Source organism: Streptomyces sp. JN8 (assembly GCF_055808075.1).
Genome location: NZ_CM147852.1, coordinates 7261764 through 7287514 on the forward strand (window position 1 = coordinate 7261764; position 25751 = coordinate 7287514).

Consider the following 25751-nt stretch of genomic DNA (forward strand, 5'->3'; position numbering starts at 1 on the left):
AAGCGGTGTGACGGGTGCGACTGGCGGGAGAAGAGGGAGAAATGTGTGGAATGCGTCTCGCTCATCGGGGCAGGGGCCCGATGGGATGCGCCCGGGGGAGAGGCGGACAGAACGGCGGGGTGGGACGACGGCAGGGGCGGGCGACGAGCGAGTGGGAGTGCCACAGTGGCCATGGGACATCGTGCGGGACCTCTCAAGCCTGACACCGACCGCCCCACCCTGCCGCGGGACGCCTCCCAGGCGCGCGCCCGGGTGGCGGAGGCGCTGGCGGGAGCCGCGGCCGCGACGGGCGGTCCGCCGTCCGCCACCGCGGTGGGCGACGCGCTGCTCGTGACGTCCGAGCTGGTGACGAACGCGTTGCGGCACGGGGGCGGCCTCACCGGATTCCGGGTGGAGGTCGACCAGGACGCGCTGGCGGTCACCGTCGCGGACGCGAGCCGCGAGCTGCCGCACGTGCGCCGGAGGCGGGCCCAGCGGGTCTCCGGACCGGGCGAGGGCGGCTTCGGGTGGCCTCTGGTCAGGCTGCTCGCCCGCGGGATCAGGCTGACCCTGCCGCCGGGCGGCGGGAAGATCATCGAGGTGCGGCTGCCGCTTCACTGAGACCCGCCCCTCTCCGGCGGGGAGAAGGACCTTCCCGTGCCGGTGAGCAGGAGGAGTCGGGCCATCCTGGGGCTCGTGGGTCCGAGGATGAACGGGGTCCGGGGGGTCGGGGCGGCGTGCCCGGCGAGACGCCGGTGCCGGGAGGCCCGTGCGGCGTGCGCGTCCCACGCGGCCCGGGCGGTGAGAAAGGCCCGCAGGCCCGCGCAGTCGCAGAAGGTGACGTCGCCGAGGTCGAGCCTGATGCCCTCGGGGTGCCGGTCCAGCGCGGCGCGCAGGATCCGGTAGAGGCGCGGCGCGCCGGCGCTGTCGATCTCGCCGCCGACGGCGACGGTGCCGTCCGGTGTGGTCTCCACGGTCATCCGTGTGCCCGCGCGGGTCGCGGGCGGAAGGACGCCGGTGTCGTCGGCGAGCGCCCGCGGAGCGGTGGAGCTGTCGGAAAGGGGGTGCATGGTGAGCTCCCACGTCCGGCCGAACCTCAGTCTGAACTCGACATTTCGTATCAATCGTCCCTTCTCGCCGATAACACGTCAACAATCACATGAGATGAATTTCCGGTCTTGCGGCTCGTGAAAGGGGGGTCGCACAATGGGGGTATGAGCGGCAGCTCCGGTGAGCGTCCGTCGTGGACCTTCCTGACGAACCACGCCCGGGTGCTCGTGGTGATCGCCCGGGACCCCGGCGTGCGGCTCCGGGACGTGGCCGCGGCGTGCGGGGTCACCGAGCGGACGGTGCAGGCGATCGTCGCCGATCTGGAGGACGCCGGGTACCTCACCCACGCGCGCGAGGGCCGGCGCAACCGCTACCGGCTCGCCCCCGGCAAGCGGTTCCGTCACCCCCTGGAGGGCGACTACGAGATCACCGGTCTGCTGGATCTGCTCAAGGCCGCACCGCGCAACGGCGGGACACCGGCGCGCGAGGCCGCGACCGGGAACGTCCTCGGCCCCCGCCCCGACGAGGCCGGCCCCGACTCCGTCCCCCGCCCCGGCCTGACCGAGACCGACCCTGATTCCGTCTCCTGCCCCGACGCGACCGAGACCGACGCGGACCTCGCGTCGCGCACGTCCGCGACCGACACCGACCTCGCGTCCCGCAGCGGCGCGACCGTCGCCGACGGCCGCGGTCACCCCCGGGCGATCGACAGCTGACGGGACGCCCGGGCCACCCTGCCGCGCCTCCTACCCGGCGGCGCCGCTCAACGCGGCGCGGGCACCGGCCCGCCTTCGGGCGGGTCGGGGAGGAACCTGGCCGACTTGCGGGCGAGGACCGAGGCGAAGAACTCCGGTGCGTCGTCGGGACGCATCCGCGCGAGGGCCACCATGCCCGTGACCACGACGTCGACGACCTCCTCCTGCACCTGCTCCCAGTCGTGGCTGCGACCCTTGCGCGGGTTCACCGCCCGTACCCCGATGACGGCCTGCGCGGCCTCGCCGACCTCCTCCGCGAGCTTGAGGACCTGGAGCGACCACTGCTCCTCCGCCGAGATGCCCCGCCCGGTGTCGAGCGCCGAGAAGCGCGCGGCGAGCGAACGGATCGTGTCCCACGGGTCGTTTTCCCTCACGGGATCTCCTCTGCTGCGCTGCCGGCGGACGCGGCCCCGGGCCGGCCCCGGGGGAGCCTACTTGCCCCGGCGGATGCGCGCGGCCTGCCTCGCCTCGGCCGTCTTGCGGGCCTCGGCGGCCTTCCGGGACTCGTTCTTGGCGCGCCCCGGGCGGCCCGGGACGGTGCCCATGCCGCGGAAGGCCGCACCGCCGCGCCTGACGCCCTCCTGGCTGGGCGCGGCTCCGTCGACGGGGACGCCCGAGGGGGTCCGGGCGCCGGTGATGCGGCTCAGGGCGGCCTCGCCCGAGCGGACCTGGGTGACCTGGGGGCGGATGCCCGCGTCCGCCATCAGCCGGGCCACCTCGCGCCGCTCCTCGGAGGTCACCAGGGTGACGACCAGACCGGACTCCCCGGCGCGCGCGGTGCGCCCGCCGCGGTGCAGGTAGTCCTTGTGGTCGGCGGGCGGGTCGACGTTGACGACGAGGTCGATCGCGTCGACGTGGATGCCCCGCGCCGCCACGTTGGTGGCGACGAGGACCGGGACCTCCCCGGACCGGAAGCGGTCCAGGGTGCGGGTGCGCAGGGGCTGGGACTTCCCGCCGTGCAGGGCGGCGGCGCGCACGCCGCTGCCGAGGAGGTGCTTGGTGAACCGGTCGACGGCCGCCTTCGTCGCCAGGAACATGATGACCCGCCCGTCGCGGGCGGCGATCTCCGTGGCGGTGGCGAACTTGTCGGGCCCGTGCACGTGGAGCACGTGGTGGTCCATCGTGGCGACGGCCGCCGCCGAGGGGTCGACGGAATGGACGACCGGGTCGCTGAGGTACCGCTCGACCAGGAGGTCGACGTTGCGGTCGAGGGTGGCGGAGAACAGCAGCCGCTGACCCTCCGCCGGCACCAGGTCGAGGAGCGCGGTGACCTGATCCGTGAACCCCATGTCGGCCATCTGGTCGGCCTCGTCGAGGACGGTGGCGCGCACCCGGTCGAGCCGGCAGTCCTTGCGCTCGACCAGGTCCATGAGGCGGCCCGGCGTGGCGATGAGGACCTCGGCCCCGTCGCGCAGCGCCGTGGCCTGCCGGCCGATCGACATCCCGCCGACGACGGTGGCCAGTCGCAGTCCCAGGGCCCGTGCGAACGGGTCGAGCGCGTCCGTCACCTGCTGGGCGAGTTCGCGGGTGGGGACCAGGACGAGCCCGAGCGGCTTGCGGGCCTCGGCGCGCCGTCCGGCGAGCCGGACCAGCAGCGGGAGGCCGAAGGCGAGGGTCTTGCCGGATCCGGTGCGTCCGCGTCCCAGGACGTCGCGGCCCGCGAGGGCGTCGGGCAGGGTGGCGGACTGGATCGGGAATGGCGTGTCGACGCCGAGCCGGGCCAGGACCTCGTGGACCGCGGCCGGCAGGTCGAGTGCGGCGAAGGTCGCGGCGGGCGGCAGGGCGGGGGTGCCGGCCGGCAGGGCCGCCCAGGCGTCCTCGGCGGGAGTGCCGCGTCCGGCCCGGTCGGTCCGCCGGGCGCTCGTCGTGTCGTGCGTGTCGTTCATGGGTCCTCCTCGAAACGGTGCGCTTCGAGGAATTCGCGTGGGGCCGCGGGCCCGATGAATTACTGGAACGAACCGAATGCCTCGGGCGTGCGGTTCCGGCCGTGCCGAGGGGGTGAAATCGGCGGCCGGTCGGTGAATGGCCCGGGAAATGTTGGCAAAGCCTGGAAAATGCGACGAGCCGGGGCCCTCACCACACGGGTGAGGACACCGGCTGCGTCGGACGTGTCAACGTCAGGCGGGGAGGATGTTCTCCGCCTGGGGGCCCTTCTGGCCCTGCGTGACGTCGAAGGTCACCTTCTGGCCTTCCTGGAGCTCACGGAAGCCCGAGGTGGCGATGTTGGAGTAGTGGGCGAACACGTCCGGGCCGCCACCCTCCTGCTCGATGAAGCCGAAGCCCTTTTCCGAGTTGAACCACTTCACGGTGCCGTTGGCCATGTCATTTCTCCTTCGGGGCGTAGCCCAGGGGGCCGCACTGTGCGGACCCCGGAGTCGCCGTGATGATTGCCCCGTTCGGAAAACTGCACCGAAAACAAAGAAAGTGCCTGACGATGTCGAATCGTCAAAGGCACTTGTAAGCTTCTTTGGGAACCACAACTGCAACTGTCGTCGACTGTACCACGGCCCCTGCACCGGTGCACGGAATTGCTCCTCAATTCTCGTGTCGCGTCTCCTGCCGCACCGAGCGGGAGGACATGGCGAGGACGAACGTGACGGTCATCAGCAGGGCCCAGGCGCCGAACTTGGCGAGGGACACCGGCTGCCAGCCGTCCAGTTGGTGCGGGTAGCTCCAGGCGCCGACATAGGTGGCCGCGTTCTCCGCGACCCAGAGGAAGAATCCGATCAGGACGAACGACAGCGCCAGCGGCATGCGGTGGTCCCGGTCGCCCACCCGGAACCGCACCCAGGTGCCGGCCGTGGCCACGAGGAGCAGTCCGGCCAGGGCCCAGCGGGCGTCGGGCAGCCAGTGGTGGCTGAAGAAGTTCACGTACACGGCGGCGGCGAGCGCGGCCGTCACCCGCGGGCGGTAGCCGGTCAGCCGCAGGTCGAACAGGCGCCGGGCCCGGCAGACGTAGCTCCCGAGGGCCGCGTACAGGAATCCGCCGTACAGCGGCACCCCGCCGATCTTCGTCAGTGCCTCCTCCGGGTAGCTCCACGAGCCCATCCGCACCTTGACCAGTTCGAAGAGCAGCCCGGTCGCGTGGCAGGCGGCGATCACCGCGATGTCCCGCCCGGTGTCCCATCCGACCTTCCAGGCGACGACGGTCAGGGCGATCCCGTACAGCAGCAGGAGGTCGTACCGGGCGACGGGCAGCTCGGGCAGGACGGAGGACACGGCGATCCCCCCGACGAGCGCGACGGCGAAGGCGCAGCACCGCACCTCCAGCAGCGCGAACCGCAGCAGCTGGCGCATTCCGGCCGTGAACGTGTCCATGCGGTGAGGGACGCCGGGCGGCGGCGGACGGTTTCGCCCGGTGGGCGGGGTGCGAGCGGGGTGTGGGCGGGGTGCGGGCGGGGGCCGGGCGCCGAGCCTCCACGGCGTGGGCGGTGGAACGGCGACGCGCCGCACCTCGCGGGGAGGTACGGCGCGCGGTGGTGCCGGGGGCGTCCGGGGATCAGACCGCCGGGACCGGGAAGGTCGGGTACTCCACGCCGGAGACGTGCTGGACCACCCGGATGACCTGGCACGAGTAGCCGAACTCGTTGTCGTACCACAGGTAGAGGATCGCGTTGTCGCCGTCGACCTTGGTCGCGCCGGCGTCCACGATCGACGCGTGGCGCGAGCCCACGAAGTCCATCGAGACGGCGTCGGGGGCCGTGGTGAAGTCGATCTGGCGCTTCAGCGGCGAGTGCAGCGAGACGTCGCGGAGGTACTCCAGCACCTCGTCGCGGGTGGTCTCGCGGCCCAGGCGCAGGCTCAGGATGGCGATCGAGACGTCCGGGACGGGGACGCGGATCGAGCTGCCCGTGATCGGGGCCTTGAGCTCCGGCAGCGCCTTGGCGACGGCCGAGGCGGCACCGGTCTCGGTGATCACCATGTTGAGCGGCGCGGAACGGCCGCGGCGGTCCGCCTTGTGGTAGTTGTCCAGGAGGTTCTGGTCGTTCGTGAACGAGTGGACCGTCTCCACGTGGCCGCGCAGCACGCCGTACTCGTCGTCCATCGCCTTCAGCGGCGGCACGATCGCGTTGGTGGTGCAGGAGGCGCAGGACAGGATCTGCTCGTCCGGCTTGATCGTGTCGTGGTTGACACCGTGCACGATGTTCGGCACGTCGCCCTTGCCGGGCGCGGTCAGGACGACCTTGTCGATGCCGGGGCGCAGGTGCTTCGACAGGCCCTCGCGGTCGCGCCACTTGCCCGTGTTGTCGATGAGGATGGCGTTCTCGATGCCGTACGCCGTGTAGTCGACCTCGGAGGGGTCGTTGGCGTAGATCACCTTGATCGTGTTGCCGTTGGCGACGATCGTGCTGTTCGCCTCGTCGACCGTGATCGTGCCCTGGAACTGGCCGTGGATGGAGTCCCGGCGCAGCAGCGAGGCGCGCTTCACGAGGTCCTGCTCACCGCCGCCGCGGACGACGATCGCGCGCAGGCGCAGACCGTTGCCCGAGCCGGACTTCTCGATGAGGAGGCGGGCCACGAGGCGGCCGATACGGCCGAAGCCGTAGAGGACGACGTCGCGTCCGTCGCGGCGCTCGATCTTGTTCTCACCGGTGGCACCGGCGACGGCCTCCGCGGTGAACTCCTCCACCGTGAGACCGCGGTTGTCCGTCTTGTAGTCCGCGGCCAGCACGCCGATGTCGATCTGGCAGGGGCCGAGGTCGAGGGTCGTCAGCGTCCGGAGGAAGGGCAGCGTCTCGACGACCGAGAGCTCCTCGCCGGCGATCTGGCGGGCGAAGCGGTGGGTCTTGAGGATGCTGACCACCGACTTGTTCACCAGGGAGCGGCTGTGGACCAGGACGGTGATGTCCTGCTCCCGGTGCAGCTTCCCGATGATCGGGATCATCGACTCCGCGATCTCCTCGCGGTTCTTCCAGCTGGTGAACGAGTCGTCATTGACAGTCACAAGTTTATCTTTCGAGCTAGGCGGCGCTCATATGCTAACCCCCGGCCCGTTTGATCGATCAAGAGGGTGGCGAAGGTCACGGGAAGGCCAGCTTCCGGAACACCTCGCGGGCCCTCGCCAGCGGACCGGGGTCGCGCGTCAGGTGGAGGCGGTTGGTGAGCAGGACCGCCCAGCGGCCCCGGGTCGGCGAGACCCACATGCCCGTGCCGGTGAAGCCGAAGTGCGACCAGACGTCGTCCCCGGGCTCCGTGTACGGGGCCGGGTGCCAGAACAGGCCGCGGGGCGGTTCGAGCCCGCCGGTGCGGACCCGCAGCGATCCCGCCGTCCACTCGGGCGAGAAGGTGCCGGGCCGCGGCGCCAGCAGGTGGCGGAGGAAGCCGCCGACGTCCCCCGCGGTGGTGAACACCCCGGAGATCCCGCAGGCGCCCCCGAGGAGCCGGGTCGAGAAGTCGTGCACGGTCCCCTTGAGGTGCCGGCCGCTCTCCTCGTCGTACTCGGTGGGCGCGCACCGCTCCCTGAGGTCGGCGGGCAGCGGACCGTACCGGGTCTCCGCCATCCCGAGCGGCGACCAGACCAGGTCCCGTGCGAGCCGGGGGAGCGGGCGGCGGGTGAGGTGCTCGGCGAGGTAGCCGAGGATCAGGGCCGCGCGGTCGGTGTACGCGACGGCCTCCCCGGGCCGGTGCCGGAGCCGCTCGGCGAGGACGCCGTCCCGCACGTCCTGCGGGTCGGAACCGTACAGGTGCCGGAGGTTGGCGCGGAGCGGCAGGCCCGCGGTGTGGGTCAGGAGGTGGTGCGCCGTCACGTCCGCGAGCGGCCGGCCCGCGGCCTCGGGCCAGTAGTCGCCCAGGGGCGCGGTCAGGTCGAGCTTGCCGGCGTCGACGAGGACGCCGGTGACGGCCCACACCGAGAGGATCTTGGTGAGGCTGGCGACGTCGAAGAGGGTGTCGTCCCGCATCGGTCCGCCGGGGTCCGTCGGATCGAGCAGGCCGACGGCCCCTGCGGACAGGGTCGTCCGGGCGTCGCCGACGGCCCACACCATGCCCGGGCAGACGCCCGCGCGCACGGCGTCGGAGAGGAGCCGCTCGAAGGGGTCGCTGCGCTGCGCCAAGGCGGGCCTCCGGACGGTTGAGGGCGGCCCTGGCCTGGTGGGCCGTGCTCCGGAGTCATGCCCCGGCGGTACGGGAAGACACCCTTCCGGCGCTCCGTCTCCCGCCGGACGTCAGCCGGTCACCCGGCGTCCGCCTCCTTGTCGGGCTCCTCGACCGGCTTGCAGGTGACCTCGTCGCGGGGGGTGTAGTGGGTCTTGAACGTCTCGCGCTTGACCTCGGCGCCGTCGTTCTTGAACACCCGGTCCACCGAGATGTCGAAGCCCTCCAGCGGCGGCTGGGGCACGCAGGCCTTGCCGGTGCCCTCGGCCTTCTCGGGCTTCGTCAGGTTGGTGCGCTTTCCGGCGACCGCCTCCACGGAGTCGTACTTCTTCGTCCCGAGGAAGCTCACGGTGACGGACGAGTCCGTCGCGTTCGCCTTGATGTAGATCGGCTTGCCCGAGTCGTTGCGGAACTTGAGGTCGAGCGAGCCCCAGGCGACGGTCGCCTCCCGGCCGGCCGGGTAGCGCTCGATGTAGAAGGAGTGGGCGCCGTACTCGACCGGCTTCACGCCGGCGAAGAACATGGCGTTGAAGACGGTGGTGGCCATCGCCGAGACGCCGCCGCCGGGCGCGGAGCGGTACTGCCCGTCCAGGATCATCGTGCCGTCGACGAAGCCGTTGTCCGGGGTGCGCTCGCCGACCGTCTTGTTGAAGCTCCACACCTCGCCGGGTTGCACGAGCGAACCGTTGATGAGCTCGGCGGCGCGGCCGATGTTCGTCGTCCGGTACGGGGCCGTCGGGAAGTTCACCGTGAACGACGACATCTGCTCGGTGATCCCGAGGCGCGCCAGGGACTCCGAGGTCAGCTCCGGCTGCGTGACCTTCGTGGCCACCGGGGCGGTGCGCGCGGCGTCGCCGGAGCGGGTGAGCAGCGGGCGGACGGCGTCGCCGAGGGCCTTCGCGGTCACCTCGTGCCCCGGTCTGCCCTCCGACTCGACGTACGCCTTGCCGTCCCGCACGCCGAGGGTCGCCTCGACGGGCGCGCCCGTCAGGGCGGAGATCGGGTCGGCGACGTCCGGGTCGCGCAGCAGCGCCTCGGCGTCGAGGGCGGCCGTGAGCCGGCCGGCCTCGTTCTTCACGGTCAGGTGGTCGCCGAGGGTGGCGGCGGAGATCCGCAGCCGGTCCGCTCCGGCGGTGAGCGTCACCGGGCCGGAGACGGCCGGCTTCGCGTACGTGTCGAGGAAGCGGGTCACCTCGGCCGCGGGCAGCTTCGGCTCGGTCACGGCGACGGGGAGGGCGACGGGGGCGGCGCCGGTGGTGGCGGGGTAGGCCGCGCGCAGCGCGTCGACCGCCTTCCCGGTGTCCAGCTTCTGCCCGGTCACGGGCCGGGTCTCGACCGCCTTGCCCGCGCGGAAGGCCACGGACCCCTCGCGCACCGCGCGGTCGCTCTTCCGGGCCAGCTCCGCCACGGTGGACTTCGCCTTGTCCGCGTCGTACGCGAGGACCGGCTCGACCTCGCGCTCACCGGACGAGAAGAGCCGCCCGATGACGGTGAACGGGTCGCGGGCCGGGTCGGCCGCCAGCTCGGCGGTCTTCGCCACGTCCACGGTGAGTCCGGCGGACGCCGGGGCGATCGTGGAGGCGCGGTCGCCGACCCGCACGGGTATCGGCGCGCTCCACGCGGCCGGTGCCTCGGCCGCCAGCCTGGCCTGGGCTTCGGCACGGCTCATGCCGCCGATGTCCACGCCGCCGACCCGGGTGCCGGCGGATATGTCGTCGCCGGTGGCGACGAGCCCGGCCACGTACAGGCCGCCCGCCGCGACGGCGACGACGCCCGCCGCGATCGCGGCCGTCCGCAGACGCGGACGGCGCCCCTGCGGGGGCGTCGGGGCATGGTGGGTCGTGGAGCGGGGCACACGCTCTCCCGTGGCGTCGAGGAACAGGGGAACACCCGACGGTACGCCGAAAGAGTGTCTTATGCACATAAGGGTGGTTTGACCTGCGGAGATACCGAGAGGCCCGACGGAGTCGCGGAGAGTCACCGCCGCCGCCCCGGACGTCCCGCCCTCCGGCCCCACCCGCCTAAGCTGGAGCGATGCCCGCCCCGCCCCCGAGTCCCGGTCCCCAGTCCGTCGACCGGGCCCTCGCCGTCCTCGACGCCGTCGCCGACGCCGACCGGCCCGTCGGGGCGAAGGCGCTGGCCAGACGGCTCGGCTGCGCCCTCTCGACCGTCTACCACCTCGCCGGACCCCTGCTCGCCCGCGGCTACCTCGTCCGCACCGCCGAGGGGTACGCCCCAGGGCCCCGCGTCCCCGCCCTGCACCGCTCCCACCAGCGGCACCACGGGCTGGGCGCCGGCACCGGCGAACTGCTCGGCCGGCTGCGGCGCGCCACCGGCGCGGAGGCCTACCACACCGCCTACCGCGACGGCCTGATCACCGTGGTCGACACCACCGCCCCCGTCACCGACGCCGCCCACCCCTTCGTGCCGGGCCCCGAGCAGCGCGCCCACGCCACCGCCCACGGCAAGGCGCTGCTGGCCGCCCTGCCGCGGCCGCTCCGCCGCCGCTATCTCGCCGACCACGGGATGGCCCGCTTCACCGAGCGGACGATCACCACGGCCGACCGCTTCGAGGCCGAGGTGGACCGGGTGCGCGAGCAGGGCGTCGCCGTGTCCGTGGGCGAGGCGGACCTCGCGTACACCTGCCTCGCCGTCGCCCTGCCCGAGCGCGGCGACGGCATCGTGCACGCGCTCTCCGTCTCCCTGCCCACCGCCGACTTCGCGCGGCTGCAGGGCGGGATCCGGGCCGCCCTCACCCGGGCGGTACCGGAGTTTCCGGCCCTGCCGGAATCCTGACCGGGCCGACTGGCCGCCCCGGCCCGGGCGGCGCAGGCTGACCCCATGATCTTCATCGCCGTACGTTTCACCGCCCGCCCCGACCAGGCCGACCGCTGGCTCGACCTGGTGGCCGACTTCACCCGCGCCACCCGCGAGGAGCCCGGCAACCTCTTCTTCGACTGGTCGCGCAGCGTCGACGACCCGAACGTCTTCGTCCTCCTGGAGGCCTTCGCGGACGCGGAGGCCGGTGCCGCCCACGTCGCCTCCCCGCACTTCACGGCCGGCCTCGACGCCATGGCCGGAGCCATCGCCACCACGCCCGAGATCATCAACGTCGAGGTGCCGCAGCAGGGTTGGGGTGCGATGGCGGAGCTTTCCCCGACCGCTTCCTGAGCCCCGCACCGGCCGGGTCCCCCACCGGGCCGGCCCGGAGCCCGGCCCCGCGCCGGACCGGCTCCCGAGCCTCCCCGGCGCCCGGTGGACGCGTCCCGCGAGCGTCCGCGGCGCCCCACGGATCACTCCCGCCCCGCCTGATAGGTTCGCGTGCACACGAACGCGGGGCGGGCGGCCCGAGGGGAGCGCACATGGCGGTGAGCGGGCGGCAGACCGGCAGGCCCACCCTCGAGGAGGTCGCGGCCCGGGCGGGCGTCGGCCGCGGCACCGTGTCCCGGGTCATCAACGGCTCCCCGCGGGTGAGCGCGCAGGCCAAGGCCGCCGTCGAACGGGCCGTCGCCGAGCTCGGCTACGTCCCCAACCGGGCCGCCCGCGCCCTCGCCGGCAGCCGGACCGACGCCGTCGCCCTGGTGATCCCCGAAACCGAGGCACGGCTCTTCGCGGAGCCGTACTTCCTGGACATCATCCGCGGCGTGAGCAGCGAACTCGCCGACGCGGACAAGCAGTTGCTGCTCACCCTGATCCGCAGCGAGCAGGAGCGGCAGCGCTTCGAGCAGTACCTCGCCGCCCAGCGCGTCGACGGCGTCCTGCTCGTCTCCGTGCACGCCGCAGACCCGCTGCCCGACCAGGTCCGCGCCCTCGGTCTGCCCGCCGTCCTCAACGGCCGCCGCACCGAGGACGAACCCGTCGCCTTCGTCGACTCCGACAACACCGGGGCCGGCCGGGCCGCCGTCGCCCACCTCGCCGGGCGCGGCCGGCGCGCGATCGCCACGATCACCGGACCGCTCGACATGTACGTGGCCCGCTGCCGCCTCGACGGCTACCGCGAGGGCCTGGCAGAAGCCGGACTCGACGCCGGCGAAGAGCTCGTCGCCACCGGCGACTTCACCGAGGAGGGCGGCCGGCAGGCCATGCGGCTGCTGCTGGAGCGCCGACCGGACCTGGACGCCGTCTTCGCCGCGTCCGACGTCATGGCGGCGGGCGCGCGCGGCGTCCTGCGCGAGGCGGGGCGCAGGGTCCCCGAGGACGTGGCGCTCGTCGGCGTCGACGACTCGGCCGTCGCCCGGCACATGGACCCGCCGCTGACCAGCGTCCGCCAGCCCATCGAGGAGATGGGCCGCACGATGGCCCGGCTGCTCCTCCAGGAGATCGCCGAGCCCGGCGAGTCGGCCGAGCAGCCCCGCCGGATGCTCCCCACGGAGCTCGTGGTCCGCGCCTCCTCCTGAGCCCCGGCCGCCCGCACCCCCTCCGGGCCCGCCCGACCCGCGCCGAGATGCACGGCCCCCGAGGGCCCCGGAGAATGGACACCGTACGGGGTCCCCCCACGACAAGGGCGCTTCCGACGGCGTCCGTCCGACCCGGCAAGGGGGCGGTCGACGATGTCGCTGCGCCAGCCCGACCGGCCGCACACCGCGACCGGGGCACTGCGCCGCTGGACCCTGCTGTACCTCCTGGCCGTGGCCGGACTCACGGTCGCCTACCTGGAGTTCCCGGAACGGCACACCACCCTGTGGGCTCTCATCGGCCTCAGCGGAGTCGTCGCGATCCTCGTCGGCGTCCGCCTCCACAAGCCCTCCCGGCGCTGGCCCTGGCTGGTCCTCGCCGCCGCCAACCTGGCCTTCGTGGGCGGCGACACCGCGTACAACGCCCTGGAGGCCTTCTTCGGCCAGACCAGGCCGTTCCCCTCCATCGCCGACGCCCTGTACCTGGCCACCTACCCGCTCTTCGCCATCGGTCTGTTCGGCTTCATCCGCTACCGGGCCGTCGGCCGCGACCTCGGCGTCGTCCTCGACGCGCTCATCCTCACCTCGGGCCTCGCCCTGCTCTCCTGGGTCAACCTCATCACCCCGCTGGCCAGGAGCGAGGACATGAGCTGGACCGAGAAGGCCATCTCCATCGCGTATCCCCTGGGCGACGTGCTGATGCTGGCGATGCTGGCCCGGCTCCTCGTACCCGGCGGCCTCAGATCCCGGTCCGTGCAGCTCCTCGCGCTCGGCACCTGCGGCATCCTCGCCTCCGACGTCATCTACGGCACGCTCCAGTTGCGCGGCACCTGGCAGGTGGGCACCCCCTGGGACCTGGGCTGGGTCGTCTTCTTCACCGCCTGGGGCCTCGCGGCCCTCCACCCGTCGATGACCGGCCTCACCGAACGCGCGCCCGAACCCGCGCCGCACGTGGCCGAGCGGCGCCTGGCCCTGCTCGCGGGAGCCTCGCTGGTCGCCCCCGCGCTGCTCCTCTTCCAGTCCCTGCGCGACGACCGTGACCAGGACATCGCCGTCATCGCGATCTTCTCCGCGCTGATGTTCCTGCTGGTCCTCGCCCGGCTCTGGGGCATGATGAACGACCACGGCAAGGCCGAGGCGCGCGAGCGCAGCCTCCGCACGGCCGCCGCCTCCCTCGTCGCCGCCCTGAGCCCCCGAGAGGTCGCCGGGGCCGTGGAGACCGCGTCCGCCACCCTCTTCGGCCCCGGCACGGGGCACCGGACCCTCCTGCTCACCCGGGACCGCCGCGGCGGTCTCTCCGGGGTGGCCACCGCCGGCCACCCCTGGAGCTGCCGGACGGACGAGCTGACCCGGCCCTCGACCGCGGTCCGCGGGGCGCCGCGCCGGCGGCCACCGGCGGGGCCCGTGCCCCCGGGAGCCGGCACCGGCCCCACCTCCGCCGGACCCGCCCCGACGTCCGCCGGGTCCGCCGCCCCGCCCCCGCCCGGAACCCCGTCGGCGCCCTCCGCGCACCCCGGGCCGGCGGACGGCGCGAGCGGGCCCGGGACCTCCTCCGGCAACGGCTCCGGCGACCACCCCGCGGACCCGCCCGGCGCCCCGCCCGAGGACCCCGGGTACCCCTGGCCCGAGATCCTGTCCGACGGCACCCGGCTCCTGCCCGTCTCCCGGCTCGACCCGGCCGTCGCGGCCGAGCTCGCCCCCGAGCCGTACGTCCTCCTCTGCCCCCTGGAACTCCAGGCCCCGGCAGGCCCCGAACCGCTGCTCGGCGTGCTGCTCATCGCCGGCCCCGAGAAGAAGCTCGCGGAGATCTCCGGCCCCGCCCAGTCCCTCGCCTCCCAGGCGGCCCTCGCCCTCGAACGCTTCGCCCTCAGCGAGGAGGTCAACCGCCGCACCAGCGAGGCCTACTTCCGCACCCTCGTGCACAACACCTCGGACGTCATCCTCATCGTCGACGACGACGACACCGTCCGGTACGCCAGCCCCTCCGCCGAGACCCTCTTCGGCCGCACCCTGCTCCCCGGCACCCCCCTCACCGACCTCGTCGCCCCCGCCGACACGGCCGCCGCCCTGCGCGTCCTGGCCGACGCCCGTACCCGCTCCGCGGTGGACGCCCGGGACGACTGGAAGCTCCTCCACGGCGGTTCGGCCGACCTGGAGGTGGAGGTCCGCGTCAGCAACCTCCGTGACGAGCACACCGTGCACGGCCTCGTCCTCACCCTCCGCGACGTGACCGAGCAGCGGAAACTGGAACGCGAGCTGACCCACCGGGCGTTCCACGACTCGCTCACCGGGCTCCCCAACCGGGTCCTGCTCCTGGAACGGGTCGAGCGCGCCCTGCTCCGGGGCCGCCGCGAATCCACCCTGACCTGCATGCTCTTCGTCGACCTCGACGACTTCAAGGTCGTCAACGACACCATGGGGCACTCCGTCGGCGACGAACTCCTCGTCGCCGTCGCCCGCCGCCTCACCTCCGTGCTGCGGCTCACCGACACCGCGGCCCGGCTCGGCGGCGACGAGTTCGCCGTCCTCATCGAGGGCGCGCGCGAACCCCGCGACGCCGAGGCCCTGGCGGCGGAGATCGTGCACACCCTGAGCCAGCCGTTCCACCTCGCCGACGGAGCCGTCTCCGTCTCCACCAGCGTCGGCGTCGCCACCGTCCTCGACAGCGCCCACGCCGAGGAACTCCTCGGCCACGCCGACCTCGCGCTGTACGCGGCCAAGGCCGCCGGGAAGAAGCGCTGGCGGCTCTTCCACCCCGAGTTCCACTCCCGGCTCGTCGCCCGCCACGAACTCCAGGCAGGCATGGACACGGCCATCGCCGAGCACGCGTTCGCCCTGCGCTACCAGCCGATCGTCGAGGTCAAGGACGGCGCACCGGCCGGCCTCGAAGCGCTCATCCGCTGGCCGCACGCCCGCCGCGGCATGGTCCCGCCGGACCAGTTCATCGCCCTGGCCGAGGAGAGCGGCCACATCATGCCGCTCGGCGCCTGGGTGCTCGAACACGCCGCGCTCGACATCGCCCGCTGGCAGCGCGGCCGCTCGCGGAAGTCCCCGCTGTACGCCAGCGTCAACGTCTCCGCCCGCCAGTTCCGCGACCCCGGGTTCCTCGAAGGCGTCCGCCGCACCCTGCACTCCTCCGGGCTGGAGCCCGGCTCCCTCGTCCTGGAGCTCACCGAGAGCGTCCTGATGCGCAGGGACGCCCAGATCAGGACCACCATGGCCGCCCTGAAGGACCTGGGCGTCTCCATCGCCATCGACGACTTCGGCACCGGGTTCTCCTCGCTCAGCTACCTCCGCGAGTTCCCCATCGACGTCCTCAAGGTCGACAAGTCGTTCATCGACAACATCACCACCGACCCGCAGCAGGTGGCCCTCGTGGAGGGCATCGTGCGCATCGCCGACGTCCTCGGCCTCCAGGTCGTCGCCGAAGGCATCGAGCACGAGGAACAGCGGGCCCTGCTCGCCGACATGGGCTGCCGCTACGGGCAGGGCTACCTCTTCGCCCGCCCCATGACCGCCCACCAGGCCGAGTCCTATCTGCACCGCGCCCCGCCGTCCGGAGCCCGCCCGCCCGCCCGGCCCGCCGTCCGGCCCGCCGCCCGGGCGGCCCACCCGCCGCGCCCGTCCCGCTGGCGCGACCTCGAACACCTCCACCGCACCAGCCGCATGTGCGACGCCGTCATCGACGAGGTCGACGGACGCCGCATCAGGGTCGGCGACGACTGGCTCATCGACTTCGCCTCCTGCAACTACCTCGGTCTCGACCTCGACCCGGCCGTCATGGACGCGATCGAGCCGGAGGTCAGGCGCTGGGGCACCCACCCGAGCTGGTCCCGGCTCATCGGCAGCCCCCGCCTCTACCCCCGGATCGAGGAGCGGCTCACCGAACTCCTCGGCGCCTCCGACACCCTGCTGCTGCCGACCATCACCCTCATCCACCAGTCGGTCATCCCGCTCCTCGCCGGGACCGGACAGGTCTTCGTGGAGGCACAGGCCCACCGCACGGTGTACGACGGCTGCGTCGCCGCCCGCGGCCAGGGCGCCGAGATCCACCGTTTCCACGCCGACCGGCCCGACGAGCTGGAGGCGCTGCTCCGCGGCGCGCCCGGTGACGCGAACCGGCTCATCTGCATGGACGGCGTCAACAGCATGACCGGCAACTTCCCCGACCTGCCCACCCTGGCCCGGATCTCCCGCGAGAACGGAGCGCTGCTCTACGTCGACGACGCCCACGGCTTCGGCGTGATCGGCGAGCGCCGCCCCGACGAGACCAGCCCCTACGGCGCGCGCGGCAACAGCATCGTCCGCCACCTCGGCGAGACCTACGACGACCTGGTCCTGGTCGGCGGCTTCTCCAAGGCCTTCTCCTCGCTGCTCGCCTTCCTCGCCGTGCCGAAGTGGCTCAAGGACCACCTCAAGGTGGCGGCGGCCCCCTACCTCTACTCCGGGCCCTCGCCGACGGCCTCGCTCGCCACCGCCCTCGCCGGCCTCGACGTCAACGACGCGCGCGGGGACGAGATCCGGGCCGCGCTCCACCGCATGACGGCCCGCGTCCTCGACCACGTGCGGGCCCTCGGCATCGCCACCCCCAACATCGACGGACTGCCGATCGTGGAGATCCCGCTCGCGGAGGCGGACGACCTCGACGCGGTCGCCGCCTTCCTGTGGGAGCGCGGCATCTACGTGACGCTCGCCTCCTACCCCCTCGTCCCGCGCGACCAGGTCGGCTTCCGCGTCCAGGTCACCGCCGCCAACACCGACGAGGAGATCGAGGTGCTCTGCTCGGCCCTCACCGAACTCGCCGGCCGCTTCTCCCTCCAGCGCGCCGACGCACCGCACCCCTCCTCGGTCGCGGCCGGCCGGACCCCGGAGCGCTGATGGGCACCGTCCGGGCGCGCCGGAACCGGGACGCCGACTGGGACGTCTGGCCCGTCGCGGACTACCTCGCCGAGAACTACCGCCTGCTGCACCCCTGCGACATCGGCGTCATCCACCACCACGCCGCCGTCTACCGGGACTACGGCCCCGGCAGCCTGGCCCGCACCCTCGAACTCGGCGCCGGCCCCAACCTGTACCCGCTGCTGCTCGCCGGCGCGGCGAGCCGCCGGATCGACGCCCTCGAACCGAGCGCCGCCAACCTCCGCTATCTGCGCCGGCAGCTCGACGAGGGCCCGGACGCCAGCTGGCGGCCCTTCCACGCCCTGTGCCGCTCCCTGGACCCCGCCCTGCCCGAGAGCTGCGCCGAGGCGCTGCGCCCGGTGCGGGTGGTGCCGGGCTCCGTCGACGACGTGGTCCCCGGCACGTACGACCTGGCCTCGATGAACTTCGTCGCCGAGAGCGTCACCGAGGACTTCGAGGAGTTCACCCGCTTCTGCGACGCCTTCGTCCGGGCCGTCCGCCCCGGCGGGCGGCTCCTCGCCGCCTTCATGGCACGCATGCCGAGCTACCGCATCGGCGCGGGTCCGGTGTGGCCCGCCTGCCCGGTCGACGAGGACGTCCTGCGCGCCGTCTTCGCGCCCCGTACCACCGGACTGCGGATCGACCGCGTCGCCAAGGACCCGACGCTGCCCGAGTACGGGGACACCGGCATCCTGCTCCTCACCGCCGAGCGGCCGGCCGCCCCCGGCGGTCACGACAGCAGCTCGCGGTAGAGGGACGCGTACCGGGCGGCGAACCGCTCGGGGCCGAAGTGGTCCTCGACGAGCGCCCGGCCCCGTTCGGCGAGCACCTCCCAGGAGCGCGGCCGGTCGAGCAGCCAGGCCAACTGCTGCCCGGTGCGGCGGTCGTCGCCCGTCGGCGCCCGGAGCACCGCGTTGCCGAGATCGGCGAACCGGGGGAGGTCGCTGAGGATCGCCGGGCGGCCCGAGGCGAGCGACTGGAGGACGGTCAGCGGGATGTCGACCTTTCCGCCGAGGGCCGTGGGCGGGAACAGCAGGACGTGGACGGTGGCGAGCAGTCCGTGCATGTCGTCGACGTAGCCGCGCACCTCGACGTCCCTGAGCCCCGCCGCGCCGGCCCGTTCCCGCAGGGCCTCGTCGAGCATGGCGCTGTCCTGCCCCCGCCGGCCGCGCATCGCGAGCACCAGGCGGAACCGCGCCCCCGCCCGTTGGGCCTCGGCGGCCGCCGCGATGGCCGTCTCCGCACCGCCCCGCGGCTCGTGGCGTCCCGCGAACAGCACGACCGGGAACCCCTCGGGGCGGGGGAGGTACGGCCACTCGGCCAGGTCGATCATGGGCGGGATCACCCGTACGTCGCCGAAGTGGGAGGCCCTCAGCCGCCGGGCCATCGACTCCGACAGGGCGACCGTCGTCCCCAGCGGGCGGATGCGCCGCAGGGCGCGGGTGTCCGGCACCCCGGGCACGGTGTGGACGACCGGCCCCCCTCCGAGGAGCAGGGGGCGCAGCCACGAGAAGGCCGGGAAGGCCCGTCCGACGCCGAGGAAGGCGTGCACCAGGTCGACGCGCCGGGCCCACACGGTGGAGGCGAGCGCCGCCTGGGCCCGCTCGGGAGGGTGCGGCAGCCCGTCGCGGGACAGGACGCGGACGGGCCGGCCCCGCTCCGGCCGGAGCAGCCCGCGGGACGGCCACTGGGAGAACCAGACGAAGTCCACGTCGGGGAGGGAGTCGAGGACGTCGGCGGCGAGCCGCACCTCGCCCCCGTCCGGCCCGTCCAGCGGACCGGCGGTGAGCAGCAGGACGCGCGGGCGCCGCTCAACCCGGCGCATCGCCCGCTCCCGCCCTGCCGGCCCGGGAACCGGGCACGGCCCCCGCAGCGGACCACGACTCCGCGCTCCCGGTGCCGACAGCACGGCACGGTGGCAGGGCGTCGTCTCGTCGTGGTGCGCCGGCCGGCGCGTCCTCGGACCGGGCCGGCCGGTGGCCGCGGCTCCGCCGCGCGGTGCGCGTGCGGGCGCGCACGGCGCGGGCACGGCGGCGGCGGGCCGATCCCCGCGGTCGGCACGCACGGCTCCGGGGCGGCGGCGGGGCGGCGGCGGTGATCCGGTCGGCGGCCCGGCGGCCCGGACGGGCGGTCGGGCGGGGCGCGCGGCGGCGCTGGTGCGGGCCGCGCCGGACGTCCGCGAACGGCCAGTCGGTCACCCGCCGCAGAGGGTGCGGCCCGGGGACCGCCGGCGCCCGGTCGAACTGGCTGGAGGTCACGACGTGCCTCTTCCGGCAACCGACCCTGCCGAGGGTCTGTCCTGAAACACTGCACCTTCCAGCCTCTGTCCCCCCAGGACGTTCGTCAACCGGAACGGCCGCCGGGGGAACCGCCCGGGGCGGGCCGCGCGGGGCGCGGCCGCCGCCCGTGCGCGAGGCGCGACAGGGCGTTGCGCGGCCGCTCCTCCAGCAGCGTGCCCAGGATCCGCGTCCCGTCGCGGAGGGTGCTCAGCCGGGTCGGCTCGTGGGGGCGCGGACGTTCGAGGCTGGGCACCTCCGCGACGCGCAGACCGTAGTGCAGGGCGTGCGCGACCAGTTCCGCCCCCATCTCGACCCCGTCCTCGCGCAGGTCGAGCAGATCCACGAAGGGGCGCCGGAACGCGCAGAACCCGTACCAGAGATCGGTCAGGTGCTGGCCGTACAACCGGTGCGCGACCCGCAGCAGCGCCCGGTGGCCGAGCCGCCGCGAGAGCGGGTAGTCGGCGAAGTCGCCGCCCGCGATGAAGCGGGATCCCTTGACGAAGTCGTAGCCGCTCTCCAGGTAGTGCAGGTAGTGCGGGATCTCGTGCGGCGACATGCTGCCGTCGGCGTTCATCAGCACGACCAGGTCGCCGGTCGCCGCGAGCAGTCCCGCGTGCGGGACGTCGCCGCGGGACGCGTCCCACGCGCCGAGCCCCCGCACGGTGAGCCCGGGGCGCACGAGCCGCTCGCCGGGCGGGTCGCCGACGACGACCACGTCCCCGACGCTCGACGGCACCTGATCGAGCAGCAGGTCGAGCGCGGGCCCGGGCTCCGCGCGGCCGGGCCGGACCGTGAGGACGAGGCTGACCGACCGCGTGCCGGAACCGGGCCCGCGGTCGGTGGAGCGGCGCAGGGGGTGCGGATCTCTACTCATGGGTACGGCCTTCCGCGCGGAGAAATGCGCGCATTTCAGAATCCTGCGCCCGGCCATCCGCGTCAAGAAACGCGGATGGTTATGCGGAGACCTCCGAATCGATGACCCGCGGCCCTTCTGCGACGGCCTGCGTTCCGGCATAGAATCCGTTCATGGCAGGGCGAATTGAGGACTACGCCCTCGTCGGTGATCTGGAGACCGCTGCGCTCGTGGGGACCGACGGGTCCGTCGACTGGTGGTGCGCGCCGCGTTTCGACTCACCCGCGTGCCTGGCGGCCCTGCTCGGGGATCCGGGGCACGGCCGCTGGCTCCTCGCCCCCGTCGGCGGAACCCGCTGCACGCGCAGGAGTTACCGGGGCGACACGCTCGTCCTCGACACGGTCTGGGAGTCCCTCACCGGAACCGTGCGCGTCACGGACTTCATGCCCCCGCGCTCCCCGAGCGAGGAAGCGGCGCGCATCGTGCGCGTGGTGGAGGGGATCGCCGGACGGGTCGACGTCCGCAGCGACCTGACCGTCCGGTTCCACCACGGGAGCATCGTGCCCTGGATCCGCTCGGTGGACCCCCGCACCGTCGCCTGGGTCGCCGGACCCGACGCCGCCTACCTCTCCTGCGGGCCCGGTGTCGAACCCGTCGTCACCCCGGGTCGCGCCACCGCCGACTTCACCGTCGCGGCCGGCCGGCGCGTCGCCTTCTCCCTCGGCTGGCGCCCCTCGCACGCCCCCGTGCCCGCCCCCGCGCCGCCCGCCGACCTCGACGCGGCCCTGGCCCGCACCCTCGCCCTGTGGAACGACTGGGCCGACGCGCTCCGTTACGAGGGCCCGGCCCGCGCGGCGGTCATCCGCTCCCTGCTCACCCTGAAGGCCCTCACCTACGCCCCCACGGGCGGAATCGTCGCCGCCGCCACCGCCTCGCTCCCCGAGTCCCTGGGCGGGCAGCGCAACTGGGACTACCGCTTCTGCTGGCTGCGCGACTCCACCTTCACCCTCTCCTGCCTGCTGCGCGGCGGATACCGCAGGGAGGCGCTCGCCTGGAAGGACTGGCTGGTCCGCGCCGTCGCGGGCGATCCCGCCGACCTCCAGCCGCTGTACGGGGTCGAGGGCCAGCGGCAGTTGCCCGAGACGTACGCCGACTGGCTCCCCGGCTACGAGGGTTCACGCCCCGTCAGGTTCGGCAACGCCGCCGTCGACCAGTTCCAGCTCGACATCTACGGCGAGGTCCTCAACACCGTCTACTCGGCCGTCCGGGCCGGCGTCGCGCTGGACGCCCCCGACTGGTCGCTGGTCGCCTCGCTCCTGGAGTACCTCGGCAAGCGCTGGCAGGAACCGGACGAGGGCATCTGGGAGGTCCGCGGCCCGCGCCGCCACTTCGTGCACTCCAAGGTCATGGCCTGGGTCGGCGCCGACCGCGCCGTGCGCCTCGCCCGGGTCGCCGGGCTCCGCGGCTCGCTGGGCCGCTGGCAGGCCCTGCGCAACGAGCTGCGCGCGGAGATCTGCGCCCGCGGCTGGAGCGACGAGCAGCAGTCCTTCACCCAGTACTACGGGAGCCACCAGGTCGACGCCACCGCCCTGCTGATCCCCCGGCTCGGCTTCCTCCCCGCCGACGACCCCCGGGTGCTCGGCACCGTCCGGGCGATGGAGCGCCTCGACGACCACGGCTTCCTGCGCCGCTACGGAGACGTGCGGGACGGCGGGACCCACGACCTCGACGACCTCGGCGGCACCGAGGGCGCCTTCGTCGCCTGCACGCTCTGGTACGCCGACGCACTCGCCATGACCGGCCGCACCGACGAGGCCCGCGCGGTCTTCGAGCGGGTGCTCGGCGTCCGCAACGACGTCGGCCTGCTCGCCGAGGAGTGGGACCCGGTCGCCGGCCGTCAGCTCGGCAACACGCCGCAGGCGCTGAGCCACGTGGCGCTGGTGAACACGGCGTTCACGCTGTACGGCACCCGGCGCCGCGAACGTCCCGGTCCGGGCCGTCTCGCCGTGGCGTGACCCCGCCCGCTCCGGGGCCGCTTCGTTCGGGTGCGTCCAGCGGGCGGGGCCGCCGCGCGTGGGTTCGAATCGGGGCATGGCTTCCTACGACAGGCCCCGCGCGGGCGGCTCCCCGAGGCCGCTGGAGACCAGTGCCACGTGGTGGTACGCCGCTGTGGCGGGCGAGGCCGCCGGATCGTTCAGCACCCGGGTCCGCACCCGGACGCGGCGCGGCTGCCTCGGGGCCGTGCTCCTCCTCACCGTCGTCTACGCCGGGCTCGTCCTCACCGCGACCGGTCGGCGCTGGGGCGACGCGGCCATGACCGGCCGGCGCGCCGACGGCGTCGCCGTCACCCTGCTCCGCGAGCACCCCTCGCTCACCGGGCTCGGCACCCTGTCCCTGGTCCTCGGCTGCGTGCTCCTGCTCGCCCTCGGGCTGATACGCAGGCGGTACGCCCTCACCGGTCTCGCCGCCGGCGGAGTCGTCACCGCCCTCGCCGTCACCGGGCTCCTCCAGCGGTACGCCCCCCGCCCCCGGGCCGCCGACGCCGGAGGGCTCCTGTCCAGCGGCTTCCCCAGCGCCCAGACCACCCTCGCCCTCGGCGTCGCGTTCGGTCTGGCCCTCGTCGTCCCCTACCGGCTGCGCAGCGTCGCCGTCGGCGCCGGCACGCTCTGGGCCGTCGCCGTCGGCGCCCACACCATCGCCGCCGGCCAGCACCGCCCCGGCGACGTGATCGCCGCCGCCCTGGTGGTGCTCGCCGTCTTCTGCGGTCTCCTCGCCCTCCTCGCCCGCAAGGGCAAGGTGCGCCCCGGCGCCCGGCGGGGGCCCGCCGCCCCCGGCCTCCCGGTCACCGTGCCGCTCGCCCTGCTCGCCGCCGCCGGGCTCGGCGCCGGCCTCTGGCTCCTCGGCGACACCCTCACGCTCCCGGCCACCGCCCCCTACGACCCGGCCGAGCTGAGGCTCGCCCACCGCTGCGGCCAGGCCCTCGCCGCGGGCGTGGTCGCCGCAGCCGGCCTCGTCCTGCTCGGTCTGCTCCGCCGCGTCGACATCGAGGGCGCCCCCACCCCGTACCGCCTCGGCGGACCCTACGCCGAGGCCGCCGGCGTACCCGCCGACGCCGAGGTCGTGGGCCCCTTTACCGAGGACCTCGATCACGAGATATCTTGATGTCGAGCAATCTCGCAGACGCAGACGTGGAGCGGAGCACCCGGTGACTGACTCGACCATCATCTACACCCACACTGACGAGGCGCCTGCCCTGGCGACGTACTCGTTCCTGCCCGTGATCCAGGCGTACGCCTCGCAGGCCGGCGTCACGGTCGAGACGCGGGACATCTCCCTCGCGGGCCGCATCATCGCCGTCTTCCCCGAGTTCCTGGAGGAGGGCCAGCGCATCGCCGACGCCCTCTCCGAGCTCGGCGACCTGGCCAAGACCCCCGGCGCCAACATCATCAAGCTGCCGAACGTCTCGGCGTCCATCCCCCAGCTCAAGGCCGCGATCGCCGAGCTCCAGGGCCAGGGCTACGCCCTCCCGGACTACCCGGACGACCCGAAGACGGACCAGGACAAGGACGTCCGCGCCCGCTACGACAAGATCAAGGGCTCGGCCGTCAACCCGGTCCTGCGCGAGGGCAACTCCGACCGCCGCGCGCCCGGCTCGGTCAAGAACTACGCCAAGAACCACCCCCACCGCATGGGCGCCTGGACCCCCGAGTCCAAGACCAACGTCGCCACCATGACCGACAACGACTTCGCCTCCACCGAGAAGTCCGTCGTCGTCACCGCGGACGACACCCTCCGCTTCGAGTTCACCGCCGCCGACGGCACCACCAGCGAACTCCGCGAGCCGCTGAAGGTCATCGCCGGCGAGGTCGTCGACGCCGCCGTCATGCGCGCCGCCGCCCTGCGCACCTTCCTCGGCGAGCAGGTCGCCCGCGCCAAGGCCGAGAACGTGCTCTTCTCCGTGCACCTCAAGGCCACGATGATGAAGGTCTCGGACCCGATCGTCTTCGGCCACGTCGTCCGCGCCTTCTTCCCCGAGACCTTCGCCGCGTACGGCGAGGTGCTCGCCGGCGCCGGCCTCTCCCCGAACGACGGCCTCGGCGGCGTCCTGAAGGGCCTGGAGTCCCTCCCGCAGGGCGACGAGATCAAGGCCTCCTTCGAAGCCGAGCTCGCCGCGGGCCCCGCGCTGGCCATGGTCGACTCCGACAAGGGCATCACCAACCTGCACGTGCCGTCCGACGTCATCGTCGACGCCTCGATGCCGGCCATGATCCGCACCTCCGGCCACATGTGGGGCCCGGACGGCCAGGAGGCCGACACCCTCGCCGTCCTCCCGGACCACAGCTACTCCGGCGTGTACCAGGCGGTCATCGAGGACTGCCGCGCCCACGGCGCCTTCGACCCGTCGACCATGGGCTCCGTCCCGAACGTCGGCCTCATGGCCCAGAAGGCCGAGGAGTACGGCTCCCACGACAAGACCTTCGAGATCGCCGAGGCCGGCACCGTCCGCCTGGTCGACTCCGAGGGCAACGTCGTCCTGGAGCAGGAGGTCGCCCCGGGCGACATCTTCCGCGCCTGCCAGACCAAGGACCTGCCCATCCAGGACTGGGTCAAGCTCGCCGTCACCCGCGCCCGCGCCACCGGCGCCCCGGCCGTCTTCTGGCTGGACGAGAACCGCGCCCACGACGCCCAGCTGATCGCCAAGGTCCGGCAGTACCTCCCGGAGCACGACACCGAGGGCCTGGACATCAAGATCCTCTCCCCGGTCGAGGCCACGGCCTTCTCCCTGGAGCGGATCCGCCGCGGCGAGGACACCATCTCCGTCACCGGCAACGTCCTCCGCGACTACCTGACCGACCTCTTCCCGATCCTGGAGCTGGGCACCAGCGCCAAGATGCTGTCGGTCGTCCCGCTCATGGCGGGCGGCGGCCTCTTCGAGACCGGCGCCGGCGGCTCCGCCCCGAAGCACGTCCAGCAGCTCGTCAAGGAGAACTACCTCCGCTGGGACAGCCTCGGCGAGTTCTTCGCCCTGGCCGCCAGCTTCGAGCACCTCGCGACCTCCACGGGCAACGCCCGCGCCCAGGTCCTCGCCGACACCCTCGACCGCGCCACCGGCACCTTCCTCAACGAGGACAAGTCGCCGACCCGTCGCCTCGGTGGTATCGACAACCGCGGCAGCCACTTCTACCTGGCCCTGTACTGGGCCCAGGAGCTGGCCGCCCAGACCGAGGACGCGGAGCTCGCCAAGGCCTTCGCCCCGCTGGCCGAGACCCTCTCGACCAACGAGCAGAAGATCGTCGACGAGCTGAACGCCGTCCAGGGCTCCCCGGCCGAGATCGGCGGCTACTACCAGCCCGACCCGGCCAAGGCCGCCGCCGTGATGCGCCCCTCCACCACCTTCAACGAGGCCGTCGCCGCCCTCGTCTGACCCGGCCGGAGGAGGCCCGCGCCT

The 25751-nt window shown here is 73.7% G+C and carries 20 protein-coding genes; 10 read left to right on the top strand and 10 right to left on the bottom strand.

Translation table 11 applies throughout. The features are described 5' to 3' along the window. The first annotated feature begins 171 nt into the window (after window positions 1-171). Window positions 172-600, top strand: coding sequence for an ATP-binding protein (locus ACY0MR_RS32110; protein ID WP_473556860.1), 429 nt, complete (start codon window positions 172-174; stop codon window positions 598-600). Here ACY0MR_RS32110 and ACY0MR_RS32115 read toward each other — a convergent pair. Then, window positions 594-1049 carry an STAS domain-containing protein gene (locus ACY0MR_RS32115; protein WP_404083292.1) on the bottom strand — a complete coding sequence of 152 codons (456 nt, stop codon included), beginning with the start codon at window positions 1047-1049 and terminating at the stop codon, window positions 594-596. The genes ACY0MR_RS32110 and ACY0MR_RS32115 overlap by 7 nt on opposite strands. A gap of 144 nt (window positions 1050-1193) precedes the next feature. On the opposite strand from ACY0MR_RS32115, the gene ACY0MR_RS32120 reads away from it, so the two are divergent. Further along, window positions 1194-1745 (top strand): helix-turn-helix transcriptional regulator, encoded by a 552-nt coding sequence (locus tag ACY0MR_RS32120; RefSeq protein WP_473556863.1) that lies wholly within the window; start codon window positions 1194-1196, stop codon window positions 1743-1745. A 47-nt stretch (window positions 1746-1792) separates the two neighbouring features. On the opposite strand, the gene ACY0MR_RS32125 is transcribed toward ACY0MR_RS32120, so the two are convergent. From ACY0MR_RS32125 to ACY0MR_RS32155, 7 genes are all read right to left on the bottom strand, one after another. Beyond that, window positions 1793-2158: a MazG-like family protein gene (locus tag ACY0MR_RS32125; RefSeq protein WP_404083298.1), complete on the bottom strand. Its 366-nt coding sequence runs from the start codon at window positions 2156-2158 to the stop codon at window positions 1793-1795. A 57-nt stretch (window positions 2159-2215) separates the two neighbouring features. Then, on the bottom strand, window positions 2216-3670 hold the full coding sequence (locus ACY0MR_RS32130) for a DEAD/DEAH box helicase (RefSeq protein WP_392866617.1): 1455 nt from the start codon (window positions 3668-3670) through the stop codon (window positions 2216-2218). A 231-nt stretch (window positions 3671-3901) separates the two neighbouring features. Further along, the gene (locus ACY0MR_RS32135) at window positions 3902-4105 is read right to left on the bottom strand and encodes a cold-shock protein (RefSeq protein ID WP_015031667.1); all 204 of its coding nucleotides are present in this window, start codon (window positions 4103-4105) and stop codon (window positions 3902-3904) included. A 214-nt stretch (window positions 4106-4319) separates the two neighbouring features. Further along, entirely contained in the window at window positions 4320-5102 is a 783-nt protein-coding gene (locus ACY0MR_RS32140) for a DUF817 domain-containing protein (protein ID WP_388796774.1), read from the bottom strand. Window positions 5103-5283: 181 nt separating this feature from the next. After that, complete coding sequence (locus ACY0MR_RS32145; RefSeq protein WP_361856938.1) at window positions 5284-6729, bottom strand: glyceraldehyde-3-phosphate dehydrogenase; 1446 nt, start codon at window positions 6727-6729, stop codon at window positions 5284-5286. A gap of 76 nt (window positions 6730-6805) precedes the next feature. After that, window positions 6806-7837: a serine hydrolase domain-containing protein gene (locus ACY0MR_RS32150; RefSeq protein WP_473556868.1), complete on the bottom strand. Its 1032-nt coding sequence runs from the start codon at window positions 7835-7837 to the stop codon at window positions 6806-6808. A gap of 119 nt (window positions 7838-7956) precedes the next feature. Next, entirely contained in the window at window positions 7957-9732 is a 1776-nt protein-coding gene (locus ACY0MR_RS32155) for a VanW family protein (protein WP_473556870.1), read from the bottom strand. Window positions 9733-9911: 179 nt separating this feature from the next. On the opposite strand from ACY0MR_RS32155, the gene ACY0MR_RS32160 reads away from it, so the two are divergent. The 5 genes from ACY0MR_RS32160 (at window position 9912) to ACY0MR_RS32180 (ending at window position 17922) form a co-directional block, all read left to right on the top strand. After that, on the top strand, window positions 9912-10673 hold the full coding sequence (locus ACY0MR_RS32160; protein ID WP_473556872.1) for an IclR family transcriptional regulator: 762 nt from the start codon (window positions 9912-9914) through the stop codon (window positions 10671-10673). Between the two features lie 45 nt (window positions 10674-10718). After that, window positions 10719-11048: a putative quinol monooxygenase gene (locus ACY0MR_RS32165; protein WP_388796786.1), complete on the top strand. Its 330-nt coding sequence runs from the start codon at window positions 10719-10721 to the stop codon at window positions 11046-11048. Between the two features lie 191 nt (window positions 11049-11239). Next, window positions 11240-12274 carry a LacI family DNA-binding transcriptional regulator gene (locus ACY0MR_RS32170; protein ID WP_388796789.1) on the top strand — a complete coding sequence of 345 codons (1035 nt, stop codon included), beginning with the start codon at window positions 11240-11242 and terminating at the stop codon, window positions 12272-12274. Between the two features lie 153 nt (window positions 12275-12427). Beyond that, entirely contained in the window at window positions 12428-17149 is a 4722-nt protein-coding gene (locus ACY0MR_RS32175) for an aminotransferase class I/II-fold pyridoxal phosphate-dependent enzyme (protein ID WP_473556875.1), read from the top strand. Further along, entirely contained in the window at window positions 17149-17922 is a 774-nt protein-coding gene (locus ACY0MR_RS32180) for a class I SAM-dependent methyltransferase (protein ID WP_473556877.1), read from the top strand. Before ACY0MR_RS32175 ends, ACY0MR_RS32180 begins: the two co-directional genes overlap by 1 nt. On the opposite strand, the gene ACY0MR_RS32185 is transcribed toward ACY0MR_RS32180, so the two are convergent. Together ACY0MR_RS32185 and ACY0MR_RS32190 are read right to left on the bottom strand one after the other, a co-directional pair. Beyond that, on the bottom strand, window positions 17901-18995 hold the full coding sequence (locus ACY0MR_RS32185; RefSeq protein WP_388796798.1) for a glycosyltransferase family 4 protein: 1095 nt from the start codon (window positions 18993-18995) through the stop codon (window positions 17901-17903). The two genes, ACY0MR_RS32180 and ACY0MR_RS32185, sit on opposite strands and share 22 nt — an antisense overlap. A 518-nt stretch (window positions 18996-19513) precedes the next feature. Continuing rightward, on the bottom strand, window positions 19514-20323 hold the full coding sequence (locus tag ACY0MR_RS32190; RefSeq protein ID WP_473556880.1) for a glycosyltransferase family 2 protein: 810 nt from the start codon (window positions 20321-20323) through the stop codon (window positions 19514-19516). Window positions 20324-20475: 152 nt separating this feature from the next. On the opposite strand from ACY0MR_RS32190, the gene ACY0MR_RS32195 reads away from it, so the two are divergent. The 3 genes from ACY0MR_RS32195 (at window position 20476) to ACY0MR_RS32205 (ending at window position 25727) form a co-directional block, all read left to right on the top strand. After that, window positions 20476-22317, top strand: a complete 1842-nt coding sequence (locus ACY0MR_RS32195) for a glycoside hydrolase family 15 protein (protein WP_473556882.1) — start codon at window positions 20476-20478, stop codon at window positions 22315-22317. A 76-nt stretch (window positions 22318-22393) separates the two neighbouring features. Further along, window positions 22394-23464: a phosphatase PAP2 family protein gene (locus ACY0MR_RS32200; RefSeq protein WP_473556885.1), complete on the top strand. Its 1071-nt coding sequence runs from the start codon at window positions 22394-22396 to the stop codon at window positions 23462-23464. A 43-nt stretch (window positions 23465-23507) separates the two neighbouring features. After that, window positions 23508-25727: an NADP-dependent isocitrate dehydrogenase gene (locus ACY0MR_RS32205; protein ID WP_361860347.1), complete on the top strand. Its 2220-nt coding sequence runs from the start codon at window positions 23508-23510 to the stop codon at window positions 25725-25727. Window positions 25728-25751: the final 24 nt, after the last annotated feature.